General features: G+C 66.9%; 24 protein-coding genes. 6 read left to right on the plus strand and 18 right to left on the minus strand.

Annotation, left to right across the window (positions count from 1 at the left end; all coding sequences use genetic code 11):
• Positions 1 to 7 precede the first annotated feature (7 nt).
• The 11 genes from gatB to FB468_RS04850 all read right to left on the minus strand — a co-directional run bounded on the left by gatB (position 8) and on the right by FB468_RS04850 (position 13,668).
• Positions 8 to 1,522, minus strand: coding sequence for an Asp-tRNA(Asn)/Glu-tRNA(Gln) amidotransferase subunit GatB (gatB, locus tag FB468_RS04800; RefSeq protein WP_141886329.1), 1,515 nt, complete (start codon positions 1,520 to 1,522; stop codon positions 8 to 10).
• Entirely contained in the window at positions 1,522 to 3,057 is a 1,536-nt protein-coding gene (gene gatA / locus FB468_RS04805; RefSeq protein WP_141886330.1) for an Asp-tRNA(Asn)/Glu-tRNA(Gln) amidotransferase subunit GatA, read from the minus strand. Before gatA ends, gatB begins: the two co-directional genes overlap by 1 nt.
• The gene (gatC, locus tag FB468_RS04810) at positions 3,057 to 3,392 is read right to left on the minus strand and encodes an Asp-tRNA(Asn)/Glu-tRNA(Gln) amidotransferase subunit GatC (protein ID WP_141886331.1); all 336 of its coding nucleotides are present in this window, start codon (positions 3,390 to 3,392) and stop codon (positions 3,057 to 3,059) included. The genes gatA and gatC overlap by 1 nt, the downstream gene beginning before the upstream one ends.
• 158 nt (positions 3,393 to 3,550) lie before the next feature.
• Positions 3,551 to 4,507, minus strand: a complete 957-nt coding sequence (locus tag FB468_RS04815) for a linear amide C-N hydrolase (RefSeq protein WP_141886332.1) — start codon at positions 4,505 to 4,507, stop codon at positions 3,551 to 3,553.
• A gap of 2 nt (positions 4,508 to 4,509) precedes the next feature.
• Complete coding sequence (locus tag FB468_RS04820; protein WP_141886333.1) at positions 4,510 to 5,130, minus strand: DNA-3-methyladenine glycosylase I; 621 nt, start codon at positions 5,128 to 5,130, stop codon at positions 4,510 to 4,512.
• 470 nt (positions 5,131 to 5,600) lie between these two features.
• Entirely contained in the window at positions 5,601 to 7,943 is a 2,343-nt protein-coding gene (gene ligA, locus FB468_RS04825) for an NAD-dependent DNA ligase LigA (RefSeq protein WP_141886334.1), read from the minus strand.
• 111 nt (positions 7,944 to 8,054) lie between these two features.
• The gene (gene mnmA, locus FB468_RS04830) at positions 8,055 to 9,218 is read right to left on the minus strand and encodes a tRNA 2-thiouridine(34) synthase MnmA (protein ID WP_141886335.1); all 1,164 of its coding nucleotides are present in this window, start codon (positions 9,216 to 9,218) and stop codon (positions 8,055 to 8,057) included.
• A 62-nt stretch (positions 9,219 to 9,280) separates the two neighbouring features.
• Positions 9,281 to 10,471, minus strand: coding sequence for a cysteine desulfurase family protein (locus FB468_RS04835; RefSeq protein ID WP_281290264.1), 1,191 nt, complete (start codon positions 10,469 to 10,471; stop codon positions 9,281 to 9,283).
• A gap of 8 nt (positions 10,472 to 10,479) precedes the next feature.
• Positions 10,480 to 11,451 carry a tetratricopeptide repeat protein gene (locus FB468_RS04840; protein WP_141886336.1) on the minus strand — a complete coding sequence of 324 codons (972 nt, stop codon included), beginning with the start codon at positions 11,449 to 11,451 and terminating at the stop codon, positions 10,480 to 10,482.
• A 2-nt stretch (positions 11,452 to 11,453) separates the two neighbouring features.
• The gene (locus FB468_RS04845) at positions 11,454 to 12,548 is read right to left on the minus strand and encodes a DUF8094 domain-containing protein (protein WP_141886337.1); all 1,095 of its coding nucleotides are present in this window, start codon (positions 12,546 to 12,548) and stop codon (positions 11,454 to 11,456) included.
• Positions 12,538 to 13,668: a hypothetical protein gene (locus FB468_RS04850; RefSeq protein ID WP_141886338.1), complete on the minus strand. Its 1,131-nt coding sequence runs from the start codon at positions 13,666 to 13,668 to the stop codon at positions 12,538 to 12,540. The genes FB468_RS04845 and FB468_RS04850 overlap by 11 nt, the downstream gene beginning before the upstream one ends.
• A 207-nt stretch (positions 13,669 to 13,875) precedes the next feature.
• Between FB468_RS04850 and FB468_RS04855 the strand changes: the two genes are divergently transcribed.
• From FB468_RS04855 to FB468_RS17075, 3 genes are all read left to right on the plus strand, one after another.
• The gene (locus FB468_RS04855) at positions 13,876 to 16,857 is read left to right on the plus strand and encodes a coiled-coil domain-containing protein (RefSeq protein WP_141886339.1); all 2,982 of its coding nucleotides are present in this window, start codon (positions 13,876 to 13,878) and stop codon (positions 16,855 to 16,857) included.
• Between the two features lie 62 nt (positions 16,858 to 16,919).
• Positions 16,920 to 17,450, plus strand: coding sequence for a ribonuclease H family protein (locus tag FB468_RS04860; RefSeq protein ID WP_141886340.1), 531 nt, complete (start codon positions 16,920 to 16,922; stop codon positions 17,448 to 17,450).
• A 230-nt stretch (positions 17,451 to 17,680) separates the two neighbouring features.
• Positions 17,681 to 17,902, plus strand: coding sequence for a hypothetical protein (locus tag FB468_RS17075; RefSeq protein ID WP_170219627.1), 222 nt, complete (start codon positions 17,681 to 17,683; stop codon positions 17,900 to 17,902).
• 48 nt (positions 17,903 to 17,950) lie between these two features.
• Here the strand turns inward: FB468_RS17075 and FB468_RS04870 are convergent, their stop codons facing one another.
• From FB468_RS04870 to rpsB, 7 genes are all read right to left on the minus strand, one after another.
• Complete coding sequence (locus tag FB468_RS04870; protein ID WP_246055758.1) at positions 17,951 to 18,571, minus strand: aggregation-promoting factor C-terminal-like domain-containing protein; 621 nt, start codon at positions 18,569 to 18,571, stop codon at positions 17,951 to 17,953.
• A 58-nt stretch (positions 18,572 to 18,629) separates the two neighbouring features.
• Positions 18,630 to 19,196 (minus strand): DivIVA domain-containing protein, encoded by a 567-nt coding sequence (locus FB468_RS04875; protein WP_141886342.1) that lies wholly within the window; start codon positions 19,194 to 19,196, stop codon positions 18,630 to 18,632.
• Positions 19,193 to 20,113 carry a phosphatidate cytidylyltransferase gene (locus FB468_RS04880; protein ID WP_141886343.1) on the minus strand — a complete coding sequence of 307 codons (921 nt, stop codon included), beginning with the start codon at positions 20,111 to 20,113 and terminating at the stop codon, positions 19,193 to 19,195. Before FB468_RS04880 ends, FB468_RS04875 begins: the two co-directional genes overlap by 4 nt.
• Positions 20,114 to 20,118: 5 nt before the next feature.
• The gene (gene frr / locus FB468_RS04885; protein ID WP_141886344.1) at positions 20,119 to 20,673 is read right to left on the minus strand and encodes a ribosome recycling factor; all 555 of its coding nucleotides are present in this window, start codon (positions 20,671 to 20,673) and stop codon (positions 20,119 to 20,121) included.
• 69 nt (positions 20,674 to 20,742) lie between these two features.
• Complete coding sequence (gene pyrH / locus FB468_RS04890; protein ID WP_141886345.1) at positions 20,743 to 21,462, minus strand: UMP kinase; 720 nt, start codon at positions 21,460 to 21,462, stop codon at positions 20,743 to 20,745.
• A gap of 152 nt (positions 21,463 to 21,614) precedes the next feature.
• On the minus strand, positions 21,615 to 22,445 hold the full coding sequence (tsf, locus tag FB468_RS04895) for a translation elongation factor Ts (protein WP_141886346.1): 831 nt from the start codon (positions 22,443 to 22,445) through the stop codon (positions 21,615 to 21,617).
• A 72-nt stretch (positions 22,446 to 22,517) separates the two neighbouring features.
• Positions 22,518 to 23,384 (minus strand): 30S ribosomal protein S2, encoded by an 867-nt coding sequence (rpsB, locus tag FB468_RS04900; RefSeq protein ID WP_141886347.1) that lies wholly within the window; start codon positions 23,382 to 23,384, stop codon positions 22,518 to 22,520.
• Positions 23,385 to 23,720: 336 nt separating this feature from the next.
• On the opposite strand from rpsB, the gene FB468_RS04905 reads away from it, so the two are divergent.
• From FB468_RS04905 to FB468_RS04915, 3 genes are read left to right on the plus strand one after another with little or no spacing between them, the layout of a single operon-like run.
• Positions 23,721 to 24,179, plus strand: a complete 459-nt coding sequence (locus FB468_RS04905; protein ID WP_141886348.1) for a YraN family protein — start codon at positions 23,721 to 23,723, stop codon at positions 24,177 to 24,179.
• On the plus strand, positions 24,176 to 25,153 hold the full coding sequence (locus tag FB468_RS04910; protein WP_246055759.1) for an ATP-binding protein: 978 nt from the start codon (positions 24,176 to 24,178) through the stop codon (positions 25,151 to 25,153). The genes FB468_RS04905 and FB468_RS04910 overlap by 4 nt, the downstream gene beginning before the upstream one ends.
• A gap of 33 nt (positions 25,154 to 25,186) precedes the next feature.
• Positions 25,187 to 26,281 carry a hypothetical protein gene (locus FB468_RS04915; protein WP_141886350.1) on the plus strand — a complete coding sequence of 365 codons (1,095 nt, stop codon included), beginning with the start codon at positions 25,187 to 25,189 and terminating at the stop codon, positions 26,279 to 26,281.
• Positions 26,282 to 26,412 lie beyond the last annotated feature (131 nt).

Genomic DNA, 26,412 nt, shown 5'->3' on the forward strand with positions numbered 1-26,412 from the left:
TCGGCGGTTACGCCTGCGCGCGCTCGAGCACGAGCTCGCGGACGCGGGCGGCGTCAGCCTGGCCCTTCATCGCTTTCATGACCGAGCCGATGATGGCGCCGGCGGCCTGCACCTTGCCGCCGCGGATCTTCTCGAGCACGTCGGGCTGCTCGGCGAGGGCCGCGTCGACCGCCTCGATGAGGGCGCCGTCGTCAGATACGATCGCGAGCCCGCGGGCGTCGACGATCTCCTGCGCGGTGCCCTCGCCGTCAATGATGCCGGCGAGTACCTGGCGAGCGAGCTTGTCGTTCAGCGTCCCCGCGTCGACGAGCGCGACAACGGACGCGATCTGCTCGGGCGTGATGAGGTCGGCGGGCACGGCCGAGCGCTCGTTCGCAATGCGCGCGATCTCCCCTGTCCACCACTTGCGGGCGGTCTGAGCGGGAACGCCAGCGGCGACGGTCGCCTCGATGTCGTTCACGAGGCCGCCGTTGACGACGTCACGGAACTCGAGCGGCGAGAAGCCCCACTCGGCGCGCAGCCGGCGGCGGCGCAGCGTCGGGTGCTCGGGCTGCAGAGCGCGCAGCTCCTCGACGAGCTCGCGCGATGGCGTGAGCGGCGCGAGGTCCGGCTCCGGGAAGTACCGGTAGTCGTCGGCGTCGCTCTTCGGGCGGCCCGGCGAGGTCTCCCCCGTGTCCTCGTGCCAGTGACGGGTCTCCTGCGTGATCGCGGTGCCCTCGGAGAGCAGCTGCGCCTGGCGCTGGATCTCGAACCTGACGGCGCGCTCGATCGAGCGCAGCGAGTTCACGTTCTTCGTCTCGGTGCGGGTGCCGAGCACACTCATGCCGGCGTCCTCGTTGCCGCGGGGTCGCAACGACACGTTCGCGTCGCAGCGGATGTTACCGCGCTCCATGCGCGCGTCCGAAATGCCGAGTGACACGACAATGTCGCGGATCGTGGAGACGTAGGCCGCCGCGATCTCAGGGGTATCAGCCTCGCCACCAAAGATCGGGTGAGTCACGATCTCGACGAGCGGCACGCCAGCGCGGTTGTAATCGACGAGCGAGTACTCGGCGCCCTGGATACGACCGGTCGAACCACCGACGTGGTTGAGCTTGCCGGCGTCCTCCTCCATGTGCGCGCGCTCGATCGGCACGTGGATCACGCGGCCCGACTCGAGCTCGATCTCGACGGAGCCGTCGTGCGCGATCGGATCGTCGTACTGCGAGATCTGGTAGTTCTTGCCCATGTCTGGGTAGAAGTAGTTCTTGCGCGCGAACCCGGAGACCTCCGCGATGTCGCAGCCGAGCGCGAGCCCGAGGCGGATCGAGTACTTGACTGCCTCCTCGTTCACGACCGGCAGCGAGCCCGGCAGGCCGAGGCACACCGGCGCGAGGTTCGTGTTCGGCTCCGAGCCGAAGATGTTCGGCGCGGACGAGAACATCTTCGTCTTAGTGTTGAGCTCGACGTGCACCTCGAGACCGATGACCGGTTCGAAGAGTTCGAGCGCCTTGTCGAAGTCCATGAGCTTCGTCTTCGCCATTACGCTGCCGCCTTTCCGGTCTGAGCCGCCACAAGGGAGGGTGCCTGCGCCCAGAAGGGCTTGCCGTCGCGGTCCGTGATGAGCGACTCGATCGCCGAGGCCGCGCGGTAGAGGCGGGCGTCCGCGAACGCGGGCGCCATGAGCTGCAGGCCGACGGGCAGCCCGTCCTCGCTCGCGGTGCCGATCGGCAGACTGAGGCCCGGAATGCCGGCGAGGTTCGCGGGGATCGTTGTGGCGTCGTTCAGGTAATCCTGCATCGGATCCTCGTTCACATGGCCGATGTTCCACGCCGTGGTCGGCGCGGTCGGCGACGCGATGACGTCGACCTTGTCGAACGCGGCAGCGAAGTCACGCTGGATGAGGGTGCGAACCTTCTGCGCGCTGCCGTAGTAAGCGTCGTAGTAGCCCGCCGAGAGCGCGTACGTGCCGAGGATGATACGGCGCTTCACCTCGGGGCCGAAGCCGGCCCCGCGGGTCGCGCTCATGACGCCCTCGATCGTGCCGCCGCCTTCCGGCTCGACGCGGAGGCCGAAGCGCACGGAGTCGTACTTTGCCAGGTTCGAGGAGGCCTCAGAGGGCAGGATCAGGTAGTACGCGGCGACCGCGTACTCGAAGTGCGGCGCGTCGATCTCGACGACCTCTGCACCCTGGGCGGTGAGCAGGGCGACGGTCTCGTCGAAGCGAGCCTTCACTCCGGCCTGCATGCCGGGGAGCGCGAGCTGCTTCACGACGCCAACGCGGAGTCCCTTGAGCGACGCCGGATCGACGCCGTCACGAGCTGCCGCGGCCATCGACGGCCAGGCGTGGTTGAGCGAAGTCGAGTCGTGCCTATCGTGGCCAACGACCACGTCGTGCAGCAGCGCCGTGTCGAGCACGGTGCGAGCGCAGGGGCCAACCTGGTCGAGCGAGGATGCAAGCGCGATCGCTCCATAGCGGCTCACGCCGCCGTAGGTCGGCTTCGCGCCGACCGTGCCGGTGAGGGCAGCCGGCTGACGGATCGAGCCGCCGGTGTCGCTGCCGAGCGCGAGCGGCGCCTCGAACGCGCTCACGGCCGCGGCCGAGCCGCCACCCGAGCCACCAGGAACGCGGTCGAGAGCCCACGGGTTGAACGTCGGGCCGTAGGCCGAGTTCTCGGTGGCTGAGCCCATTGCGAACTCGTCCATGTTCGTCTTGCCGATGTTGATCAGGCCGGCAGCGCGTGCCTTCGCGACGACCGTCGCGTCGAACGGCGAGCGGTAGCCCTCAAGGATCTTGGAGCCAGAGGTCGACGGCATGTCGGTCGTGACGAGCACGTCCTTGATCGCGAGGGGTACGCCCGCGAGCTCGCCGAGCTCCTCGCCAGCGGCGCGGCGCTCGTCGACTGCGCGGGCAGCCGCAAGCGAGGCCTCGCTGTCAGTCGCGAGGAACGCGTGGATGGCGCCGTCGACGGCGGCGATCCTGTCGAGGTGTGCCTGCGTTGTTTCGACGGCCGAGACCTCGCCAGCGACGAGCTTCGCTGAGAGTTCAGCGGCGGTCAGCGTTGTGAGTTCGCTCATTACTGTTCCTCCCCCAGAATCGACGACACACGGAACATGCCGTCTGCGGTTGCGGGCGCGTTCAAGAGCGCCTCTTCGCGGGTGAGGACGTCCGAGACCTCGTCAACGCGAGTGACGTTGCTCAGCGGGATCGGGTGGCTCGTCGCTGGCACGTCGTCGGTCGCGACCTCGCTCACCTTGGCGATGTTCGCGAGGATCGAGTCGAGCTCGAAGGTGAGCCCCTCGACCTCGGCGTCGGTCAGCGCGATGCGGGCGAGGCCGGCGAGGTGCTTCACGGTGTCAGCCGTGATCTCGGTGCCGGGCGCGGCCGTATCGGCCGCAGAAGTTTCAGGCATGCTGCTCCATCATAGATTGGGAGTTGATCTCAACCTGTCCAGTCTAGCGAGCGGTGGCCTTTCCGGCAGCCACCCCATGTTCCGTCCCTGGGGCACTCCGGCGCGGGGAGCCCCGGCCAGTGGGCGCCTCGGGTGCCGGGCTACTCAGGCGTCGCGAGCTATGCGGCCACGAACTCCGCGTTGACGAGCCCACTCACCGCCATGGTTGCCTGCGGGTCGAAGCGCAACTCTGGGCCCGGAGCCAGATCAAAACGGTCGAGCCTGACCCACACGACGTTCGGGCTGCTCGTCGATTCGAAGAAGAAACGGCTCGCCGTCAGGTCTGCGACGGTGCGCCACCGCGTCGTGGAAACGTTTGGGCGCACCGGGTCGGCGGTACCGAAAGGCGCGGAAGCGTTGCGAATCACGCTAAAGACATACGCCGAGGCTTCGCGCTCGTCTTCGGTCTTCGGCAGCCGCGCAGAGTAGAACGCGGCCCTGGCGAACCTATCGGGCGAGTCCGTACCGCCCGGCAGCGGGTCGTCGCCGCCGAGGCCCGCGTAGCGGCGCTCAAGCTCGAGCTGCTCGGCGTACACGGGAGAGTTTGCCATGACGGTGTAGGCGCTGCCGTGGTGCACTGTGAGCTCGCCGTCAATGAACTCGATGATGGCGGAGTCGCCGCCGCGATCAGCGAGCGCGATGTGCCCGGTGCCCGGCTTACCGCCGATATCGAGCGGGATAATCTGAACGTTGCTTTCCGTGAGCCACGCGACGGCATCGGCCACATTCGCAAATCTGTCGAGCAGGCACTGAATTGCTTGCGCGAGCGCGAGCCCCGGCCGGTCCTCGTCGCGCGCGCCGTAGTCCGACTCGGCGAGGTAGAGTCCGCTCACCTGGAACCCTGCTTCGTTGAGCCCATCCACGGCGATTTCGCCGTACATCAGGCAGACGATGCTACCGAACTCCGCCGTCCACTCAAATGAGCCCGCATCGCCCGGCGCGCTCTGCCTCGTCGCACCGCGGGGACGTACCGCGAGCACAGTCCTCGTGTCTTCAAACCAGTCCATGCTGCGGCCCACAAGAACGTTGCCTGAGCCTGGCTCACCTGCTGAAGACCACAAGAATCGAGTGCACATAGTCAAACAATAGCGGCTTCACCCGCTCGGGTGCCATCGGTATTCCAGAGGCCTGAACAGCCACGTCTGTGGCTGCTGACAAGGTGGGCGTCGACAACACCGATCGCTGTCATCAGGGCGTAGACGGTAGTGGGCCCGACGAACTTGAACCCTCGTTTCTTGAGTGCCTTCGCGAGGGCCTCAGACTCGGCCGATGTTGCGGGCACCTCACCATCGGTTTCGGGCGAGGGAGAACGTTCAGGCTGAAAGCTCCAGATGAGTTCGCTGAGTGAGCCGCCAGCCACGTTCAAGGCAAGCACCGCCTTCGCGTTCGAGATCGTCGCTTCGATCTTGGCGCGGTTGCGAATGATGCCTTCGTCACCGAGCAGCCGGTCAACGTCTTCCTGGGTGTAGGCGGCAACCACGGCCGGGTCGAAGCCGTCGAACGCAGCTCTGAAGTTCTCGCGTTTGCGGAGAATGATGAGCCAGGAAAGCCCCGACTGAAACGCCTCGAGCGTGAGCCGCTCAAACACCCCGCGCTCGTCGCGCACGGGCATGCCCCACTCGGTGTCGTAGTAGTCGGTGAGTAGCGGTGACTGCAGCGCCCATGCTGCGCGGATCGGGGTCACGTGCGTGTTCGTCATCTGAAAACCCTCTCTGCTCGGACCGGGGTGCTCCCGGCTGACCCAAGCGTAGCCCGGCCCTCCGGCGGGGAGGGCGAGGGGCGTATTTCTGTGGATAACTCGCTGTTTTCGAGCATTCTCAGCCCTCTCTTGTGCGTGCACCGAGGGCTTTGGATGCGGCCCCGTTTGCACCACTGTGGAGCCGCTTCCAAGCGCTTCTGGATCGGCTGTGAGTGGGGGTGTCGGGGTAGAGCGCCAGGAGTCCAGCCCGGGGATCACAGCCTGGCAGCAGAGACCGCGGAATACTGCCAGGACTCGACGTTCGACATGCCATCGGCCCACCCAATGCCGAATTCGGGCCGGAACAACAGATCTATGGTCGATCGCATACGGTACGGCTGAGTACTGAGTACTGAGTGCTGAGGGCTGAGGGCTGACGGCTGGGTGCCGGTGGCGCTAGGGCAGGGTGCCTGTGCGGCCTGGGGCTCGCTCTAGCTGGGGAGGCCCGCAGGCCCCTCCGTCACCAGGATCGCGAAGCCCGCCGCGTCCAGCACCGGAATGCCGAGCTCCTCGGCCTTCGCAAGCTTTGAGCCCGCGCCGGGGCCAGCCGCGACAAAGTCGGTCTTCTTCGAAACGCTCGAGGCGGCCTTCCCGCCTGCCTGGATGATCGCTTCTTTCGCCCCGTCACGGGTGAAGCCGTCGAGCGAGCCCGTCGCGACAATCGTCAGGCCCGTGAGCACGCCCTCAGCGCTCTCGGCTGCGCCCGGCCCGGCGTGCCCCGGTGTCGACCACTGCACGCCCGCGGCAGCCCACCGGTCGACGATGTCGACGTGCCAGTCGACCTCGAACCAGGCGAGGAGCGAGTCGGCGATGATTCCGCCGACACCGTCGACCTGCGCGAGTTCCTCGGCCGAGGCCGCCCGGATGGCATCGAGCGAGCCGAACCATTCCGCGAGCGCACGGGCGGCGACCGGGCCAACGTGGCGAATGTTCAGCGAGACAAGGAGGCGCCACAGGGGCTTCGTCTTCGCGCGATCGAGTTCGGCGAGGAACGTCTCTGCGTCTTTCGACGGAAGAATGCGTTCGAAGTCTTTGCGAACCCCGGCGGCCCGTCGCTCGGCCGGCGTCTTGTCTTCCCAGCCAGGCGGGTACGTGCGCTCGATCTTCTGGAATGGTCGACGGCGCCGTGGCTCCCCCGTTTCGTCCTCGAGCACGGGCTCCCCCGTCTCGGCGTCTCGCACAATGACGACGATGGGCACGAGCTCATCGAGGGTCAGGTCAAAGAGCCCGGCCTCGGTCTCGAGCGGTGGCTCCGCCGGGATCTCGGGCTGCGTCAGCGCTGCGGCGGTGATCTCGCCGAGCACCTCAACGTCGAGCGCGCCACGCGAGCCGATGTGCTCGACCCTGCCGCGCACCTGAGCCGGGCAGGCCCGAGCGTTCGGGCAGCGCAGGTCGATATCGCCCTCTTTCATCGCCCGCAGCGTGGTGCCGCACTCTGGGCACTCGGTCGGCATCTGCCACTCGACCTCGCTGCCGTCGCGCCGTTCGAGCACGGCGCCGAGGATCTCGGGAATCACGTCGCCTGCTTTTCGCAGCACAACGGTGTCACCGATGAGCACGCCCTTCGCGCGCACGACCTCCTGGTTATGGAGCGTTGCCTGGCTGACGGTTGACCCAGCCACCTTCACCGGCGCCATCACCGCGTAGGGCGTCGCGCGCCCCGTGCGGCCCACGCCCACGCGAATGTCGAGGAGCTTCGTGTGCACCTCCTCGGGCGGGTACTTGTAAGCAATCGCCCAGCGGGGCGCCCGACTTGTCTCGCCAAGCTCTGCGTGGAGCGCAAACTCGTCGATCTTCACGACGATGCCGTCGATGTCGTGGTCGATGTCGTGGCGGCGAGCTCCGCGATCCTCGATGAACTCGGCGACCTCGTCGACGGTCTCGAACACCCGCGAGTGCGGCGAGACTGGCAGCCCCCAACCGGCGAGCAGCGCATAGGCGTCTGACTGGCTTTCGAACGAAGGGTGCGCCCAGGCGCCGATGCCGTGCACGTACAGCGACAAGCGGCCCAGGCGCTCGCGCATAAGTTCAAGCTCGGCGGGCGTCTTCTTGTCGGCCCGCTGCCGCAGGCTGCCCGCAGCCGTGTTACGCGCGTTCGCGAACTCGGGGTAGCGAATCGTAATTTTCTCCTCGGCGACACCACGAGCAAGCTGCTCGTCGGCGAATGCCGCCTGCAGCTGGTGCTGCCGCTCGTTGAGCCACTCGAAATCTTCGCGGCGCAGGAACACCTCGCCGCGGGCTTCAAAGAACTCGGGGATACCGTCGCCAGACAGCGTGCGCGGGATAGCCGCGATGAAGTCGACGTTCTCCGTAATGTTCTCGCCCACCCGGCCGTCACCGCGGGTGGTCGCGGTCTCCAAGACGCCGTTGCGGTAGGCCAGGCTGATCGCGAGCCCGTCAATCTTCAGCTCCGAGAGCCAGCGCACCTCGCGGCCTGCAGCAGCACGCGCCTTGCTCGCCCACTCACGGAACTCCTCGATCGAGAAGACATTGTCGAGGCTGAGCAGCCGCTCGGCGTGCTCGTGCTCGGGGAACCCGGCGGACACGAGGGCTGCGCCCACCTCCTGCGTCGGGCTGTCGTGCCCGGCGAGCTCGGGGAACGCGCGTTCAATCGCTTCGAGCCTGCGGAACAGCACGTCGTACTCGGCGTCTGAGACGAGGCTCACGCCCTCCGAATGGTAGGCCGTGCGGTACCGCTCAATGTCGGCGGTCAGGGCATCGCTCTCAGCGCGGGCCGCTTCGAAGTCGCTCGGAGTCACAGCTGCATCAGTCACGAGAACAGTTTACGATTCACCGCCGACATTCTCCGCCAGGATCGCGCGCACGCCGGTCAAGCCACGCGCACCGGGCGCGCCCACCGAGGGGATCGCCCGGCGAGGACCCGGCTAGACCGCGGCGTGCTCGCGCGCCGACACCGCGCGATCGACCGTGAACTGCCCGAGCACACGCGTGCCGAGATACAGCACGGCGGTCTGGCCCGGCGCGACGCCCGAGAGGGGCTCGGTCTGCTCAAGGTTGATATCAACGACGACCTCGTGAGTTGCGTCGGCGCGGTGCTGCTCGGTCCGCTCGTCTTCCGAAATCGGCACGACTCGCGCCCGAGCGGGCACAGGGTCGGCGTGCGCGCGGATCTGAACGTCACAGTCGAACGTCTCGGTGAGGTCGAGCCCCGGCTCCCCCGCCCAGGTGAAGCGGCCACCCGCGATGCGCGAGATGTCGAGCATCTCCTTCGGGCCGACGACGACCTGGTTCGACACCGGGCGGATCGACAGCACGTAGCGCGGGTTACCATCGGGGGCGGGCATGCCGAGCTGGAGGCCTCGGCGCTGACCGATCGTGTAGCCGTGCGCGCCGTCGTGCGTACCAACGACGGTACCGGACTCGTCGAGGATGTCGCCGGGCTCACGCTTGAGGTGCTCGGAGAGCCACCCTCGCGTGTCGCCGTCGGGGATGAAGCAGATGTCGTGACTGTCGGGCTTCTGCGCGATCTGGATGCCGCGGTCGGCGGCTTCCTCCCGGATCAGGGCCTTCGAGGGGGTGTCACCGAGCGGGAAGTAGCACTTCTCAAGCTGCGGGCCGGTGAGCACGCCGAGCACGTACGACTGATCCTTCGCCCAGGCGCTCGCGCGGTGCAGCTCGGGGCCATCTGCGCCGTCGATGAGCGTCGCGTAGTGGCCCGTCGCGACGGCGTCGAAACCGAGCGCAATCGCCTTATCGAGCAGGGCAGCGAACTTGATCTTCTCGTTGCACCGCATGCAGGGGTTCGGCGTGCGCCCGGCCGCGTACTCAGCGACGAAGTCGTCAACGACGTCGGCCTTGAACCGCTCGCTGAAGTCCCAGACGTAGAAGGGAATGTCGAGCAGGTTTGCGACGCGTCGCGCGTCCATCGCGTCCTCGATCGTGCAGCACCCACGCGATCCCGTGCGGAGGGTTCCCGGCATTCTGCTCAGCGCGAGGTGGACGCCGACGACCTCGTGCCCCGCCTCGACGGCGCGCGCAGCGGCGACGGCGGAGTCAACCCCACCACTCATAGCTGCCAAAATCTTCACCAGAGCAGCTTAATCGTTTCCACGCCCCCGCGCAGGTTTGCGGGGAAATCTTGAGGAAGTGTCTAGCTTAGGCCCGCTGCCCGGGCGCGGTCGAGCGCGGTCGGGAGGGCCGCGAGCAGCGTGTCGATCTCTTCCGCCGTGCTCGCGCTCCCGAGGGTGAACCTCAGCGCCCCGGCTGCTTCGTCCTCAGGCAGCCCGATGGCGAGGAGCACGTGCGAGGTCTCTGCAACGCCGGCTCGGCACGCCGATCCGACGGAAACCGACACCCCGGCCGCGTCGAGCAAGAACACGAGCGAGTCGCCCTGGCAACCGGGGAATGTGAAGTGCGCGTTGCCGGGAAGCCGCCGCGCTGGGTCGGTGGCCCCGCGGTAGACCGCGGTGGGGTCAATGCCCAGGATCCCGGTAGCGAGCCGGTCGCGAAGGGCGGCGAGTGCCGCCGTGTGATCAGGATCGGGCGCGCTCCCACCCGCGAGCAAGACCTCATCAAGCGCCGCCGAGAACCCGACGGCCCCAGCGACATCCTGCGTACCCGAGCGCCCGCGCTGCTGCGAGCCGCCGTGGAACAGGGGCTCAAGCGGCGCTCGGCGGCCAACGACGAGCGCACCGACACCGACGGGGCCGCCGATCTTATGGGCGGAGACGCTGAGATAGTCAGCGCCAACAGCGCGAAAATCGATCTCGACCTGGCCGAGCGCGGCGACGGCGTCGACGTGAGCGGGCACACCGGCCGCGCGCGCGACCGCGCACAGCCCCGCGACGTCTTGAACAGTGCCGATCTCGTTGTTCGCCCAGAGGAACGAGACGAGCGCTACTCGGTCGGGCCCCGCTTTGTCGAGCGCTTCGGAGAGCGTCTCAGGCGACAGGCTGCCTTCTTCGTCGAGCGGCAGCCACACGAGCTGCGCTCCCTGCGTGTCGCGCAGCCACTCGACTGCTTCGATCGTGGCGTGGTGCTCGCCGTCGGCGACGAGCAGCACCGGTCGCGCAGCGTCACGCTGCCGCGCCCAGAAGGCGCCCTTCAGCGCGAGGTTGATCGACTCGGTTCCGCCGCCCGTGAGCACGAGCTCAGCGGTGTCGCACCCGACGCCCACGGCGATTCGCTCGCGCGCACCCTCGAGTGTTTCAAGGGCGCGCTGGCCGTGGCCGTGGGTTGAGGCCGGGTTGCCGACCTCGGCGAGCGCGCGGGTGTATGCCGAGAGCACCGCGGCGCTCATGGGCGAGGTCGCGGCGTGGTCGAGGTAGGCCGGGCCGGTCACCAGGGTTCCTAGTAGAGCAGGCTCGCGAGCTTGCCGCGGGCCGCGATCACGCGCGGATCGGCGACGCCTACGACCTCGAACAGTTCGAGCAGCCGGTTCCGGATCACCGTGCGCGTGTCATCGTCGGCCCCCGCAAAGAGGTCAAGCAGCCGGAGGAACGAGTCTTCGATGTGCCCGCCCGAGAGATCGAGGTCGGCGACGCGCATCTGCGCCTCGAGGTCAGCGGGGTTCGCTGCGGCCTCGGCCCGGATGTCTTCGAGGGTGTGCCCCTGGAGCCGAAGCAAGAGCTTCGACTGTGCGAGCGCAGCCTTCGCGTCGGCGTCGGCAGGTGACTTCTGCAGCACGGCTTCCCACTCGCGCACGGCGGTCTCGAAGTCGCCGCGCTCGGCTGCCTCGAACGCCGCGATGTGGGCCTCGGGAATCTGCGGCTCGACGGGGCCGGGTGCCTCGGAGCCGTCGCCAGCCGGCGCATTGACACGACCTGCGACGCCGTTCTCCTCCGCGAGCTGGATCAGCCGCACGAAGAACTCGCGGACCTCTTGCTCGGGGACGGGGCCCTGGAAAAGCGGGACGGGGCGTTCGCCGATCATCGCGACGACCGTCGGGATCGACTGCGCCTGGAACGCCTGCGCCAGGCCCGGGTTCGCGTCGACGTCTACGCGAGCGAGCAGCACGCGCCCGTCGAGCTCGCGGGTCACCTTCTCGAGGAGCGGGCTCAGCGCCTTGCTCGGCTCGCTCCACTCAGCCCACAGGTCGAACACGATCGGAACGACCGCGGAGAGCGGGGCGATCTGGCCGAACGCTGCGTCGGTGACATCGAGCACGAGTGACGGCACGTCGACGGTCTGCGGCGCGCCGGGAGACTGGGCACCCGAGGGAGCCTGCCCGGCAGGCCCGGCCGGTGCGGCCGCTCCGCGCTGCGCGAGGTGGCTGAGGTCTACTCCCCCGCTGGGGATCCGCTGCGGCATTTCGGTTGCCATGTCTACTTCCCTGCTCCAACGAGCTCGCTCGTGACGCCGAGGAGCTGAATCTTCGATCCGTCTTCCTTGTTCGGCACAAAGAAGAGCAGCTGGTGTGCGACGTTGCGCACGATCTTGTCTTGCTGGCCGGTGAGCCCTGAGAGCGCGCTCACCGCACCCTCCGCCTGAGGCTTGTAGCGCCCGCCGTCAGAGTCGACGACCTGGGATTCGACAACCGTCGTCGCGATGAGCGCTCCGCCCGCGCCTGTTGAGAAGCTCACGATCGGCTCCTCGCCCTGCGCAACGCTCACGGAGTACTTCTGCGTCTTCTCTTCCGCGTCAGACTTCGCCTTCGCATCGGCAGCCCACGCCTTGCCGTAGTGGTCGAGCAGCGGGTCGTCGGTGAGATCGAACGGAGCCGCCTCGGGCACCTCCGCGCCACCCTGCAGGATCGCGGCGTACGACGCGCCAACATCAGCGGGCTTCAGCACGAGGCTCTCGATGTCGTCAGAAAGCAACGCCGTGCCCTCCTCGGCTGGAGCCGCCTTCGGCATGTCGAGCCCACCGCGCAGCGAAATCACGCGCGAGACGCGGAAGTCGACCTGCGGGGCACGCTGAGTCAGGATCAGCGCGAGCGACGGTGCATCGGTAGCGTTGCCGTCAGCGTCCGTGCCAGCCTCGGAGGCAACAGTCACGAACATCGTCCGCGGCCAGACCTCCGTGCTCTGCACGAGGCGGTAGCCGAGCATCTCGTTCGTAATCTTCGCCGGCACGGAGCCGTACTCGGGCACTTCGCTGCGGATCTTATAGTTCGCGGTCCGCTGAGCGAGTGCGTCGCCCTTGAATCGTGACGTGAGCTCGTCGACGCTCAGGCTTTCGTCACCCTTCGCGGCCGCGGCCGCGACGCGGTCGATGATCGTCTGCGTCTGCGCTTCGGTCACGGGCACCGGGGCGAGCCCGGTCTGCTCCGGCGCACTTCCCTCGGCCGTCACCTCGGGCTCCGGCGAAAAGTCTGGCCAGTAGTTTGCCGAGCAACCCGAGACCGCGAGCGCGGCAGTGAGGCCGAGGCCCGCCAGCGCCACCCGGGCCGAGGTAGTCCGTCGTCGATTACTTCGCATCGTTCTTCCCCGTTTCCCCGGTGCGTTCCCCTTGCTCCCCAGCGTCGGAGTCAGTTTCTGCTTCTGCTTCTGCTTCTGCTTCTGAATCAACGTCAACGTCAACGTCAACGTCAACGTCTGGATCCTCGTCGGTTTCCACGTCCTCGGCTACGATCTCGGCGTTCGCGTACTCGTCGCCCTCGGCGTCGGTGGCGCCGCTGTCGTCCTGATCCTCTTCGAGCACCTCGGCGGTGACGATCTCATCGTCTGACCCCGCCGTCTCCGCGCCCGTCGTGGTTGCGTCATCGGCCGCGCTCGCGTTCTCAGCCGACTCTGCCTCGCCCAAAGCGCCTGCTGCGGAGCCTGCATCCAAGCCGGGCGTATTGTCATTACTCCCGCGGCGGGGCGCAGAATCGAGTTCGTTCCCGCTCGAGCGCTTGCCCGAAGGTGTGAAGACGTTGCGCACTCCAAGCAGCGGGCCCGAGCGTCCGCGGCGCGGGCCGAGCGCGCGCTTATCGCGGTCGAACGCAATGAGGTAGAGCACGGCGCCGAGCACAGCGAAGAGTCCGCCGGCTGCCAGCAGCGGGCCCGCCCACGGCGTCGCGCGATCCTGCACCCACACGAGCGCAGTGCCCTTCGGAATTGGGTCAGTGCCATTACCGGCGATGAGGATCGACTGGTCAGCGGCGGGCTCGATCGCCATGCGCGAGACGCCCTCGTCGCCGGAGCGCTCGCTGAGCCAGAGATCGCTCCCCCGCGGGTCAATCGGCACGGCGTTGCCCTCGTCGTCGAGCGCGAGCACGTCGGTTGTCGGCGCCTTGCCCGCGACTTTGTCGCTCACGACGGCCTTTGTGGAGGGGTCGACCGTCAGCGCAACGTGGTCGAATGGCTCGAGCCACGCCTGCGCGTCGCGAGTCGTCGCGAGCGCTGAGAACGCGGAGCTACCCCGCATCACAACGTTTGCTTGCCCGTCAACCTTCGTGAGCTCTGAGACGTCGAGCACCGCGTATGGCGCGTCGGACTCGGCCGCAATCGGGTAAACGATCTCAGACGGGCCTGCCAGGAACGTACGCTGACCAATTCCGAGCAGCAACAACACCCCCGAGATGGCTAGCGCCACGATGGCTAGGACGTATCTCACCGAGTTCCTCCAGAGGTATGTTCGGCAGCCACGCAGGCGCGCGGCATGTATCAACCGTATAACGGTACCCGAGCTTCCGGGGTGAGCGCTGGGCTGGGTCGCAAATAATCAGCTGTTTGCGAGTACGACTATCATGGAGACAACTGCCTACAGCCGGGCAGTGCAGTCACTTTTGGGCGCACGCCCGCTCATCTCATCGGAGGCTCCGTGACCGATTCAGCTCAGCAGTTCACTCCAGCGTTTCGCGGCTACAAGCGCGAGGAGGTAGACGAGCGCGTTCGCGCCCTGAGCGGCCACATCGGCACGCTCCAGTCTCACCTTGAGTCACTGCAGGCTGCTCACCAGCAGTCCGTTCGCTCCGAGCAGGAACAGCGTCAGCTCATCGCAGATCTGCAGGCCCAGGTCGCCGAGCTTGGCGCGTCGGGCTACTCCGGGCTTGGCTTGCGCGTTGAGAAGAGCCTCCAGTACGCGGAGCAGCATGCTCAGGGCCTGATGGCGCAAGCTGACCTTGATGCTGACAAGCTCCGCAAGTCGAGCGAGGCCGAGAGCGCTCGCGTGCTCACCCAGGCGCAGGCTCGCGCCGATGAGCTGCTGAGCTCCGCGAACGAGCAGGCCGAAATCATGATCCAGAGCGCGCGCAGCGACGCCGCGCGGCAGGGCCACGACTTGAACGCAGAGCGCGAGCGTCTGCTCACCGAAGCTCGGAACGCCGCCGAGCAGACGATGACGACCGCCCAGCTGCAGGTCGACGCCCTCGTCGAGAGCTCTGACCGCGAGGCTCGCTCTCGCGTCGCGCAGGCCGAGGCCGAGGCGACGCGACTCTTGACCGAAGCTCGCGAGGCAGCGGCTGCGCTGCGCGCCGAGACAGAGGTAGCCGCGACGAGTTTCAGCCGCCAGAAGGATGCCTACGAGCGCGAAGCGGCCGCGGAGCGCGCGCGGCTCGCTCACGAGACTGAGCGCAACCGGACGGAGTTTGAGGCCAAGCGCCAGGCAGACGAAACGGCTCTCGAGGCGCACTACACCGAGCTTGAGCGCAAACTGACGAGCGAGATCGACGCCCAGCGCAGGGCGCTCACGACCGAGATCGAGACCCTGCGCGAGCGCATTGCGCAGGAGCGCGCCTCGCACGACGCGCTGATCAGTGAAGAACGAGAGCAGCACGAGCGTTCAATCAGCGGCGAGCGGGCCCAGCACAACGCCCGCATCGCGCAAGAACTCGAGGAGCTGGCCCAGCGCGTCGCCCGCGACCTCGCGTCGCAGAACGCCGAGATCGAGACGCTCGCTTCGCAGGCCGAGCGCGAGCGCGAGCGGCAGGCGGCCCAGTTCGCCACGGAGAAGGGGCGCGAGCGGGAGGCCTTTGATACGCAGCTGGCTGACGAGCGTGGCGCTCACGACGCGGGCATCGCAGAAGAGCGCGAGGTACACGAGCAGCGCATCGCGCGCGAGCGCATCGCCCACGACACCCAGCTCGCACGCGAGCTTGAGCAGCACACTTCCGAGCTGAGCGCCGAGCGCGCGGCGCACGACGAGCGCATCGCCGCGGAAAGCGCTTCACACGAGGAGCGCATCGCGGCCGAGAGCGCCGACCACGAGGAGCGCATCGCGGCCGAGAGCGCCGACCACGAGGAGCGCATCGCGGCCGAGAGCGCCGACCACGCCAACCGTATGAGCGCCGAGCGGCTCGCGCACGACACCCGGATCGCGGATGAGCAGGAAGCGCACGCGGCGCAGCTCGCGAGCGAACGCGAGACCCACGACGCCACCCTCGCCAGCGAGCGCGAGGTGCATGACGCCACGCTCGCGACCGAGCGCGACACCCATGATGCGCAGCTCGCGGGTGAACGCGACACCCAGCGCGCTCAGCTCGAACGTGAGTTCGCGGAGCACACAGAGCAGATCGAGTCCGAGCGCGCCACCCACGACGAGCGCATTCGCGCTGAGCGCGCCGCGCACGAGGAGCGGATCCAGAACGAGCTAGGTTCCCACCAGGATCGGCTCATCGCCGAGTGGGAGCAGCACCGCGCCCGCGTCGACGCCGAGTCGGCCGAGCAGCAGGAATTGCTGTCGGCGGACCGCCAGGCCCACGAGCGGGAGCTCGATGCGCTGCGGGCAGCGCAGGAGCTTGCGCTCTCCGACGAGCGCAGCGCGCACGACGCGACGCTGTCGGACGAGGTGACCGTGCAGCAGGAGCGCCTCGCCGCCCAGCTCGTCGCGCACGAACAGCGTGTGGCAGATGAGACAGCGGCGTTCGAGACTCGCCTGCAGATCAACCGTGACGATGCAGCGGAGAAGCTCGCGGTCGAGCGCGAGTCGCTCGGCATGCAGATCGATCGCGAGCGGCAGGCGCTTGCGGCAGAGCTGCGCACCGCGCGCGAGGAGCAGGATCGAACCCTCGCGACGGCGGCCGAACAGCACGCTATCGACCTGGTTACTGCGCGCGAGGCCGCCGAGGCCGCAATTGCACGCGAGGTCGCGGCGCAGCGCGCCGCCGTTGCCGAGGAGACAGCGCTGCTGCGCGCCGACACGATCGCAGAGCTCGCGGAGCTGCGCGCTGCCGAGACGGCCGACCTGGCTCGACTCCGCGCTGAAACCGACGACGAGATCCGCGAGAAGCGCGAGAAGCTTGAGGCCGAGTCGCTTGAGGCCGCCACGCACGTGGCGACGCAGCGCGAGACGCTTGAGACGGAGCTCGCGACCCGCCAGCGCGAAGCCGCCGACACGACCCGGTCGCAGCTTGATTCGGCGCGAAGCGAGCTCGCGTCGCTTCACACGCAGCTCACCGAAGCCCGCGAGGAGCACCAGCGGCTGCTGAGCGAGGCGCAGCAAGCCGCGGCTCAGGTACGGGCCGACGCCGAGCGCAAGGCTGGCGAGATCGTCGTCGAGGCCGAGCAGCGCGCGCAGACGACCTGGGTTGACGCGGAGAACCGGGCAACGAAGGTGCTCGCCGCCGCTGAGGATCGTATGACCCAGCTCAAGGTCGAGCGCGGCGCCGTCGCCCGCTACTTCGAGAGCCTCGGAGAGGTGCTCGGTAACGCGCAGAAGATGAACACCGTCGCCGAGAACTTCGTTGAGCGGCCGCTCCCCTCACGGCAGCAGGCCGAGCCCGAGGTGCCGGGCGCGCCCGGTACTGCTGGCGCGCCCGAGGCGCCCTCCAGTGGTTCGAACGAGTCGCCTAACCAGGGCGCCTAGCTCAAGCGTTGTCGCCCCGGCAGCGGCCGGGGCGACACCAAATCGCTGGCAAGATAGAGGGTATGACTCTTATCGCGGCAGCAGACGGTTCGGCACTCGGTAACCCTGGCCCGGCCGGCTGGGCGTGGATCATCGATGGCGACCGCTGGCGCGCAGGCGGCTGGCCTCGGGCAACGAACAACCAGGGCGAGCTCATGGCCGTCCTTGACCTACTGCACGCCACGGCGGAGGTCACGGAGCCGCTGCTCGTGCAGTGCGACAGCCAGTACGTCATCAACTCGGTCACGCAGTGGATGCCGGGCTGGAAGCGCCGCGGCTGGCGCAAGGCCGACGGCAAGCCGGTGCTGAACCGAGAGCTGCTTGAGGCGCTCGACCAGGCACTCGTCGGGCGCGACGTGAAGTTCGAGTGGGTGAAGGGCCACGCGGGCCACCCGCTGAACGAGGCGGCTGACGATCGCGCCCGCGCTGCGGCCGAGGCGTACTCTCGCGGAGCCGAGCCCAACCGGGGCCCGGGCTTTGTGGGCGCCGGCCCGACCCCCGAGGTCGCCGTCGAGGGCGCGCGCACGGCCGAGGCCCCTCCCACGCTCTTCTAGGGTGCGCGCTTCGGCCTGGCTGTGGCCAGCCTCCCCCAACCACCCAAATTATCGATTGCACCCCGAATACCGGGGGAATTTGGCGCGCAACGGAAGACTTGGGGTGTAGCGGGGGCGGTTGCGGGGCCGCAGCAGAGTGCAGCGCGGTGTTGCGGGAGCGGCGAGGCGTGTTCAAGTGCCCACGGCGAGCGTGAAGCGCGCTATCTGCCTCGCCAGCAGTGGGCGTGCACGTGACGACGGTCGCGCACGGCGGCCTCGTCGCCAAACAGGTGGTCGGCGGGCCACGCCACGACGTGCGCCTGCCCCGCGGGCACCTCGGTGCCACACTCCGGGCAGCGGTAGGCCTTTTCGGCTCGGTGCGCAGGGATATCGCGGACGAACCATTCCCGGCCGCCCACGAACTCTTTACGGGCACCACCGTACGCAAGACGCGTTACGTCACGCTGCGGTGACTGTGCGGCCCGCTGATACTTATTCGGGCCGCGACTGCGGGCCACGGCCTACCACCAGTGGTTTGCTGTCCAGAACTGGTACGCGCCTGCCCAGCTGCCGTAGCGGTCGGTCGCGTAGCCGTTTGCCCAGCGCAGGTTATCGACTGGATTGTATCCGCTGCCGGGAACCTTGCTGCAGGGCAGCGCTTGAATGAGACCGCACGCGCCCGACGACGGGTTGGTCGCGTTCGGGTTCCAGCCGCTCTCCTTCTGCGCAATGAAGTCGACGTAGCTCCAGTCGCTCTCTGCGATGCCAGCCGCGGCCATCCACTCCGCCGGCGAGCCGCCTCCCTCGAATCGGGGCAGCGCGGCGGGAGCCTCGACGGCATCCTGCGACGTCGATGACTCGGTCTTCGTCGGCTCAGGCTTGGGCTCTGGCTTCGGGTCCGGGAGCTTCTCGATCGGCACCTCAGGCAGCACAAAATCGTCCGCGGGATTCGCGTTCGGCACGAACTCCTGGAAGAGCCGCTCGTTCAGCGAGGCTGGGACGAGGTCGGCGTTAGCGCTGGCATCCGTCAGAGTCAGCGGCGCAACCGCTGCGCCGCCTAGGAGCACAGCTACTGCCGCGACCGCTAGCGGCGCTCGCAGGCGCATCCAGGGGCGGGTGGGGCGTGTTGTCTGAGTACTCACAATGTAACGATCTTATATCAGGGCCGCTGGGAAGCCAAGGGCGAACAATTGGGCCGGATTACCGGGTTGAAAGAATGATGTCGACAAGCGCGTCGAGCAGAGCGTCAACCTGTGCCTCGTCGTAACCGCGCCACTCGGGGTGAAAGACAACCTCGCGAACCTCCCCCGGCGTCACCGAGATCTCACGGTTGGCGAACATGGCACCGATGCGGTCGAGGAAGGCGTCGACCTGCGAGCGCCGGTAACCGAGGGCGAAAACACCGCGCCGTTTAAAACGCTTGCCCCGCGGGCGCCCGATCCTCCCCCGCACCTCGGAGAGCAGGCTGCGTGCTTCACGCCACCACTCGTCCTCCCCGTGCTCACGGACAATCGAACGCCGCTCACGCTCGAAGAACACGTCCTCGAGCCTGTCGAGCGCGGCGTCGACGTGACGGGGCGAGTAGCCCTTGCGCTGCATCTTGAACGCGAGGTTACGCACGTCCTCGGCGGTGAGCGCGGGCGCGCCGCCCTCTTCATACGCCGAGCGAGCGCGGTCAAGGAACTCGTCAACCTGCTGAGGCTTGTAGCCGCGCTCACGCCCGGTGGTCAGCGGAAACGGGCTCTCGTGTTCTGTTGCGTGGCTCACGCGAGTACCCCCAGTGTGAGTGCGAGGCCATAGGCCACGACGGTAGATGGCAAAAGCGAATCGAGTCGGTCGAGCAGGCCGCCGTGGCCCGGGATCCAATTGCTCATATCCTTGACATTCAGATCGCGCTTAATGAGCGACTCCGTGAGGTCGCCTCCGGTCGCTGTCAGCAGGACGAGCGCGCCAAAGATCAGGCCGATCCACCACGGCTGATCGAGCGCGGCGACGGTGATACCGACGCCCGCGATCATCGCGGCGACGGCGGCCCCGGCGAAACCCTCCCACGTCTTGTTTGGGCTGATGCGCGGCGTCATCTTGTGCTTGCCGAGCGTCACACCGGCGGCATACGCGCCGATGTCGACCGACACCGCAATGAGCACGAGCGCGAAGACCCACCAGCGGCCGTTCGGCGAATCCAAAAGCAGGATCGCGAAGCTTGCGAGGAAGGGCACGTACACGAGTGTGAAGAGCCCCGAAAAAATGTCGCGAATGAGGGTCTTGGGTTCAACGGGAGTGCGCGCTGCGAGACCCTCAATGATGCGCCAGATGGTGAGGAGGGCTGAGGCTGCGAACAGGCTCAGCAGGAGGCCCTCAGCGCCGTAGTAGTAGGCGGCCGCGACCATCCCAAGACCGCTCACCACGACCCCAATGCGGGGCACGCGGCGGCCGGCCACGCGGAACGCGGTCGCGAGCTCTACGACGGCGACGCCGACAATCGCGGCGACGAACCACACGAACAGCGCTTCAACGAACAGCAGGCTGCCGAGAAATACAGCAGCGAGCCCAAGGCCAACGCCGATCGCGAGGAAGAGATTCCGCCCGGCCTTCTTCTCGATCTTGGCGTTCGTCGCCTCGAGCTGGGCGCGAGTCGAATCGAGATGTGCTCGAATCTCCTCGCGCCGCCCTCCCCCTGTCATGCGGATCAGACTTCCAGGAGCTCTGCTTCTTTACGCTTGAAGGCATCGTCCACCTGGTCGGTGAACTGCTTGGTCAGCACCTCAAGCTCCTTCTCGGCGCGAGCGACATCGTCCTCGCCGACCTCGCTCTTCAGCGCGTCGAGATCGTCTTTCGCACTGCGACGCACGTTGCGGACCGCGACGCGCGCGTCCTCAGCGCGAGTCTTCACGATCTTGACGAACTCCTTGCGGCGCTCCTCCGTGAGCTCGGGAAGCGTGACGCGCACGACATTGCCGTCGTTTGTCGGGTTCGCACCGAGATTGTGCATATCGCGGATTGCCTGCTCAATCGCCTTCATCGCGCCCTTGTCATAGGGGGTGATGATAAGGCTACGCGCATCCTGGTTCGCGACCGAGGCGAGCTGCGGGAGCGGCGTCGGCGTTCCGTAGTAGTCAACCATGAGGTTCTGAAGGAGCGCAGGGTTCGCACGGCCGGTACGCACCGTCGCGAACGACTCCTTCGCGGATTCAACCGCCTTGGTCATTCGATCCTTCGCGTCTGCAAAGACTTCTTCGATCACGTTGTGTCTCCTCCACAACTCCCGGCTGGCCAGTTCGGCCAGCGGTCGGCTTACTGCAATAGTTCGAGTTTAGCGGTGAACGAGCGTGCCGAGCTTCTCGCCACGGAGGGCGGCCGTCACATTGCCCGCCGGTTCCATGCCGAATACGCGCATCGGCATGCCGTTATCCATGCACAGGCTGAACGCTGTCGAGTCGACAACCTTGAGCCCCTTGACGAGCGCCTCATTGTACGTAATGTCGGTAATGAGGGTCGCGCTCGGATCGACCGCTGGGTCTGCGGTGTAGACGCCGTCGACGCCGTTCTTCGCGACGAGCACCTCGTCGGCCTCGATCTCGAGTGCGCGCTGCGCCGAGACCGTATCGGTCGAGAAGTAGGGCAGGCCTGCACCCGCTCCGAAGATCACGACGCGCCCCTTCTCCATGTGGCGGATCGCGCGGAGCGGGATGTAGGTCTCAGCGACCTGCGTCATCGTAATCGCTGACTGCACGCGCGTCTCGACGCCCGCCTGCTCGAGGAAATCCTGGAGCGCGAGTGCGTTCATGACCGTGCCGAGCATGCCCATGTAGTCGGCGCGGGCGCGGTCCATGCCGCGCTGCGAGAGCTCTGCCCCGCGGAAGAAATTGCCGCCGCCAACGACGATGGCAACCTCGGTCTGGTCCATCGATGCGGCGATCTCGCGAGCGATCTGGCTCACGACGTCGGGGTTCACGCCGAGGGTGCCCCCGCCAAACGCCTCGCCCGACAGCTTGAGCAGTACCCTGCGCTTACGATTGCTCTGATCGGACATGCGTCTCCTTCATTAAATCTTTCGCCGGTATCCCGGCACTCACCCGAGTCTCAGACCCGAACTGTGCGGCGCCAGCCTGCTCAACACAACAGCCTACCGCCCACGCAGCACAAAACCCGGGCCAGAGCGGCCCGGGTTTTGTGCTGAGCGTGTTAGGCGCCGACCTTGCAGCGGCTGAAGCCGGTCACCTTGATGCCGGCTGCCTCAGCAACCTTCGACACGTCGCGCTTGTCAGCGTCGAGTGCGTGCACCTGCTCGTTGAGAACGACCTGCTTGAAGAACGCGTTCAGGCGGCCCTCAATGATCTTCGGGAGCGCAGCCTCGGGCTTGCCCTCGTTCTTCGAGATCTCGGTGACGATGTCGCGCTCCTTGTCGACGTCGGCCTCGGGGACCTCGTCGCGGTTCACGTACACCGGCTCAGCGAACGAGATGTGCTGAGCGATGCTGAGCGCAGCCTTCTCGTCGTCGCCCTCGAACCCGACGACAACGCCGATCTGCGGGGGCAGATCCTTCGAGGTGCGGTGCAGGTAGACAGCGGTGCCGGGAGCCTCGATGCGGTCAACGCGGCGGAGCTCGATGCGCTCGCCGATGATCGCGGCCTCATCGGTGATGAGTTCGCCAACGGTCTTGTCACCTGCGGGGGCAGCGAGGCCCTCCTCAGCGTTCTTTGCACCTGCGGCGACGAGTGCGTCGAGAACCTGCTCCGAGAGGGCGAGGAACTTCTCGTTCTTCGCAACGAAGTCGGTCTCGCACACGAGCTCGATGATCGTTGCAGCGCCCTCGCTCTGCTTTGCGGCGACGAGGCCTTCGCTCGCCTCGCGGTCGCCGCGCTTCGCGACGCCCTTGAGGCCCTTGAGACGAAGAATCTCGATTGCCTTCTCGATGTCGCCCTCGGCTTCAACGAGTGCGTTCTTGCTGTCGACCATGCCGGCGCCGAGGCGCTCGCGCAGCTCCTTCACAGCGGCCATGCTTACTGCAGCCATGTGTGACTCCTTGGGTTGTGGACCCGGGTCGAGCGTGGTGCCCGACCCGGATCAATGACTATGAGAGAAAAATTACTCGGCGGCGGGAGCCTCAGCTGCGTCAGCAGCGGGGGCCTCGGTCGCTTCAGCTGCCTCGGCTGCGGGAGCCTCAGTTGCCTCTGCTGCGGGCGCCTCAGCCTTGTCGGCGTTGAGGAGCTCAACTTCCCACTCAGCGAGCGGCTCAGCAGCTGCCTCGCCCTCAGCAGGCTTCTGGTGGCGCTCCATGAGGCCCTCAGCAGCTGCGTCAGCGATCACGCGGGTGAGCAGCGCAACCGAGCGGATTGCGTCGTCGTTACCCGGGATCGGGTAGGTGACCTCGTCAGGGTCGCAGTTCGTGTCGAGGATGCCGATAACCGGGATACCCAGCTTCTTCGCCTCGTCGATTGCGAGGTGCTCCTTCTTGGTGTCAACAACCCAGAGAGCCGAAGGCGTCTTGGTCATGTTGCGGATACCACCGAGGGTCTTCTGCAGCTTGTCGAGCTCGCGCTTCTTGAGGAGGAGCTCCTTCTTGGTGAAGCCAGTGGTGCCACCCTCGAAGTCGAGCTGCTCGAGCTCCTTCATGCGCTCCAGACGGCCGGTGACGGTCTGGAAGTTGGTGAGGAGGCCACCGAGCCAGCGCTGGTTCACGTAGGGCTGGTTCACGCGAGTCGACTGCTCAGCAATCGCCTCCTGAGCCTGCTTCTTGGTGCCAACGAAGAGGATGGTGCCGCCGCGAGCGACGGTGTTCTTCACGAACTCGTAAGCCGAGTCGATGTAGGTGAGCGACTGCTGCAGGTCGATGATGTAGATGCCCGAGCGCTCGGTGAAGATGAAGCGCTTCATCTTCGGGTTCCAGCGGCGGGTCTGGTGACCAAAGTGAACGCCGCTGTCGAGCAGCTGGCGCATGGTTACAACGGCCATTGCCGTCTCCTGTTCTCGCGCGAAACGCGCGACTGTTTGGTTTGTTCGGCCGCGGATGCGACCTAGTCCTAGTGCCCCCGAGTTTCACCACCCCTTACGGGGACCAACGGCAAAACCTCGGTGAGTGGGCACGCGAAGTCACCTCTTGCGAGGCGCAATAGAAGAGTCTAGCACTGCGGCGGCTCCCGTGTGACACGACTCCGGGGTGTTTCTGCTCGGCCCACATTCCACAGAATCTGTTGTTCTTGGCGCGATTTTCCACAGCAGCCAACCCAACGCTCTCGCGCTCTCCCCCACCTCCGCAGACTGGATCCCTCAGCGAACGGAGCACAAACCATGAACGACGCACTGCACACACCCAATACGGCAGCCCCGGCGGCCCCGGCCGTCCCGGCCGTCCCGGCCGCCCCGGCCGCCCCGGCGGCCCCGAGTGGCGGGTCACACAATCAGCGGCTCGGTTCGCTCGGAGAACGCATCGCTGAGCGCCAGCTCGTTGCGACCGGGCTCAGCACCCTCGAGCGCAACTGGCGGTGCCGCTACGGCGAGCTCGACCTCATCATGAAAGACGGCGACACGTTTGTGGCGGTCGAGGTCAAGACGCGAAGCGGCACCGGCTACGGCTCGCCGCTCGAGGCCATCACCCCGCGCAAGGCGGCTCGGCTCCGCAGACTGCTCCTCGAATGGAGCACCGTCACCGGCAACCGAGCCCGCCCACTTCGGGTCGACGCGGTCGGGGTGACCTTCGGTTCCCCTGGAGGCGCACCCCAAGTCACTCACCTGCGAGCAGTGGCGTGAGCGGCGTATGCCAGGCCGCGGCCATTGCGCTCACCGGGCTCGAGGGCACGACGGTGATGGTCGAGGCAGCGGTCACTCGACAGCTTCCAGGCATGGCGATCATTGGGCTACCGGACGCCGCGTTGGCAGAGGCAAAGCAGCGCGTGCGAACCGCGTCAGCCCAGGCGGGCTTCCCGCTCACCGAGCGGTTTGTCGTCATCAACCTCGCGCCCGCGTCGCTGCCGAAACAGGGATCGGGGTTCGACCTGGCGATCGCGCTCGCCGCACTCGCTGCCTCGCGCAAGCTGCCCGCAGACAGGCTGACCGACACGGCGCACATCGGCGAGCTTGGGCTCGACGGCGGGCTGCGCCGCCCCGTCGGGCTCCTCAGCTCGGTTGTGGCGGCACGCACGCTGGGATTCACACGGGTCATGGTGCCAGCCGAGAGCGGCGAGGAAGCAAGACTCGTTCCTGGCGTCGAAGTGATCGAAGCATCTTCGCTTGGCGGCGCAGTGGCCTGGCACAGGCGGGAGCCGGGAGACTGGAGCGACCGCGCCGGCCCGGTTCTCGACCGGGCTCTCCCGCCGCCAGGTGACAGCGGTCATGTCCCCGACATGGCGGAGGTCATCGGGCAGCCGGAAGCGGTCGAGGCAATGGTCATCGCCGCCGCGGGGAGGCACCATGTCTCCCTCATCGGCCCGCCGGGCTCCGGCAAGACGCTACTCGCGACCAGGCTACCCACGATCCTTCCCGACCTGTCCTCGCCGGAGTCACTCGTGGCGAGCAGCATCGCGTCCCTCAGCGGGTCACCGCTCAGTTCGCTCGTGGTGCGCCCACCGTTCGAGAGCCCGCACCACACGGCATCGTCGGCCGCAATCGTGGGCAGCGGTGACTCGCGTGGCATCCGGCCGGGTGCGATCTCACGAGCGACATACGGTGTGCTGTTTCTCGACGATGCAATCACGGGTAAATACAACCGTGAGAATCAGCGGTGATCGAACCAGCAAGCAATACCTTCGGAGGGCGACATGGCGCGCGGCATTCTTACGGGTGGGGACGTACTCACCACCACCCTTGACGGGATCAGCCTAGAGAATATCTGGGATGAGTACATCGAGACGCTGAGGGTGTGGAACGATTCGCGTTCCCCTATCGCCTCGCTGTTCACTTCTCTCACAGCTCAGTCGGGCGCTGCAATTTCCCAGGCGGCGGAAGGCGACGACTTTGAGGAAGCTTCGACGTTCGGTAAGCCGAAGTCGATCCGTGCTGAGGCAACGCCGCTAACGATGGGGTTCCCGCTGAAGTGGTATGACAGCGCGATTCGCTACACGGAAGCATTTCTTCGTGACGCGACCTCATCGGAGGTGCAGGCTCAACACTCGGCGGCGCTTGAGGCGGACAACCGACTGCTGTTCCGTCAGATCATGCGGGCGCTGCTGACCAAGACCACTATCGCGACACGGCCAGTCAATGAGAACGGCGCAACCATCTACTCCCTGTGGGATGGAGAGGCTGACGCAACCCCTCCCAGCTTCGCGGGTAAGGAGTTCGCGGCGGGTCACAAGCACTATCTCACTACCCAATCGGCGGAGCTTGATGGAGTCGATCTTCGCGACCTCATCAACGACGTCACCGAGCATGGGTACGGCACTGCTGCGGGCGAAAAGATGATCGTGCTCGTTCACCCCAACCAGGGTGAGGTCGTGCGATCCTTCCGTGCGGGGCAGGCTGGGCCTGGTGGTGTGATCTCTCCGTTCGACTTCATTCCCTCGGCGGGCGCTCCGGCATTCCTCAGCAGCGAGCAGATCATCGGCGACAAGCCTCCGGCCACCTACGCGGGGCTGGACGTGATCGGATCGTATGGCGGTGCGCTGATCGTGGAGGACTACTACGTTCCGAGCGGCTACGTGATCGCAACGGCGACGGGATCGCGAACCCCTCTAGCGTTCCGTGAGCACCAGCGCATCGAGTACAAGGGGCTGCGTCTCATCCCAGGTGACAAGCGTTACCCGCTCGTGGATGCCACTTACGCACGCGGGTTCGGCGTCGGTGTGCAGCATCGTGGCGCTGCGGCTGTGATGCAGGTTACGACATCGGCGGACTACACCAGTCCGACTTTCTAAGCCCCTCGTGGGGGCGCCCTGGACGCTTTGCGACGGTCTGCGGGTACTCCACGAGGCTCCTCCTGCTGAGTTGATCAGTGGGCGCAACGGCCAGAAAGCGGAGGCGTTGGTACCTTCCTAACCGCCCTCTG

This window comes from Leucobacter komagatae (assembly GCF_006716085.1).
GTDB classification, from domain to species: domain Bacteria; phylum Actinomycetota; class Actinomycetes; order Actinomycetales; family Microbacteriaceae; genus Leucobacter; species Leucobacter komagatae.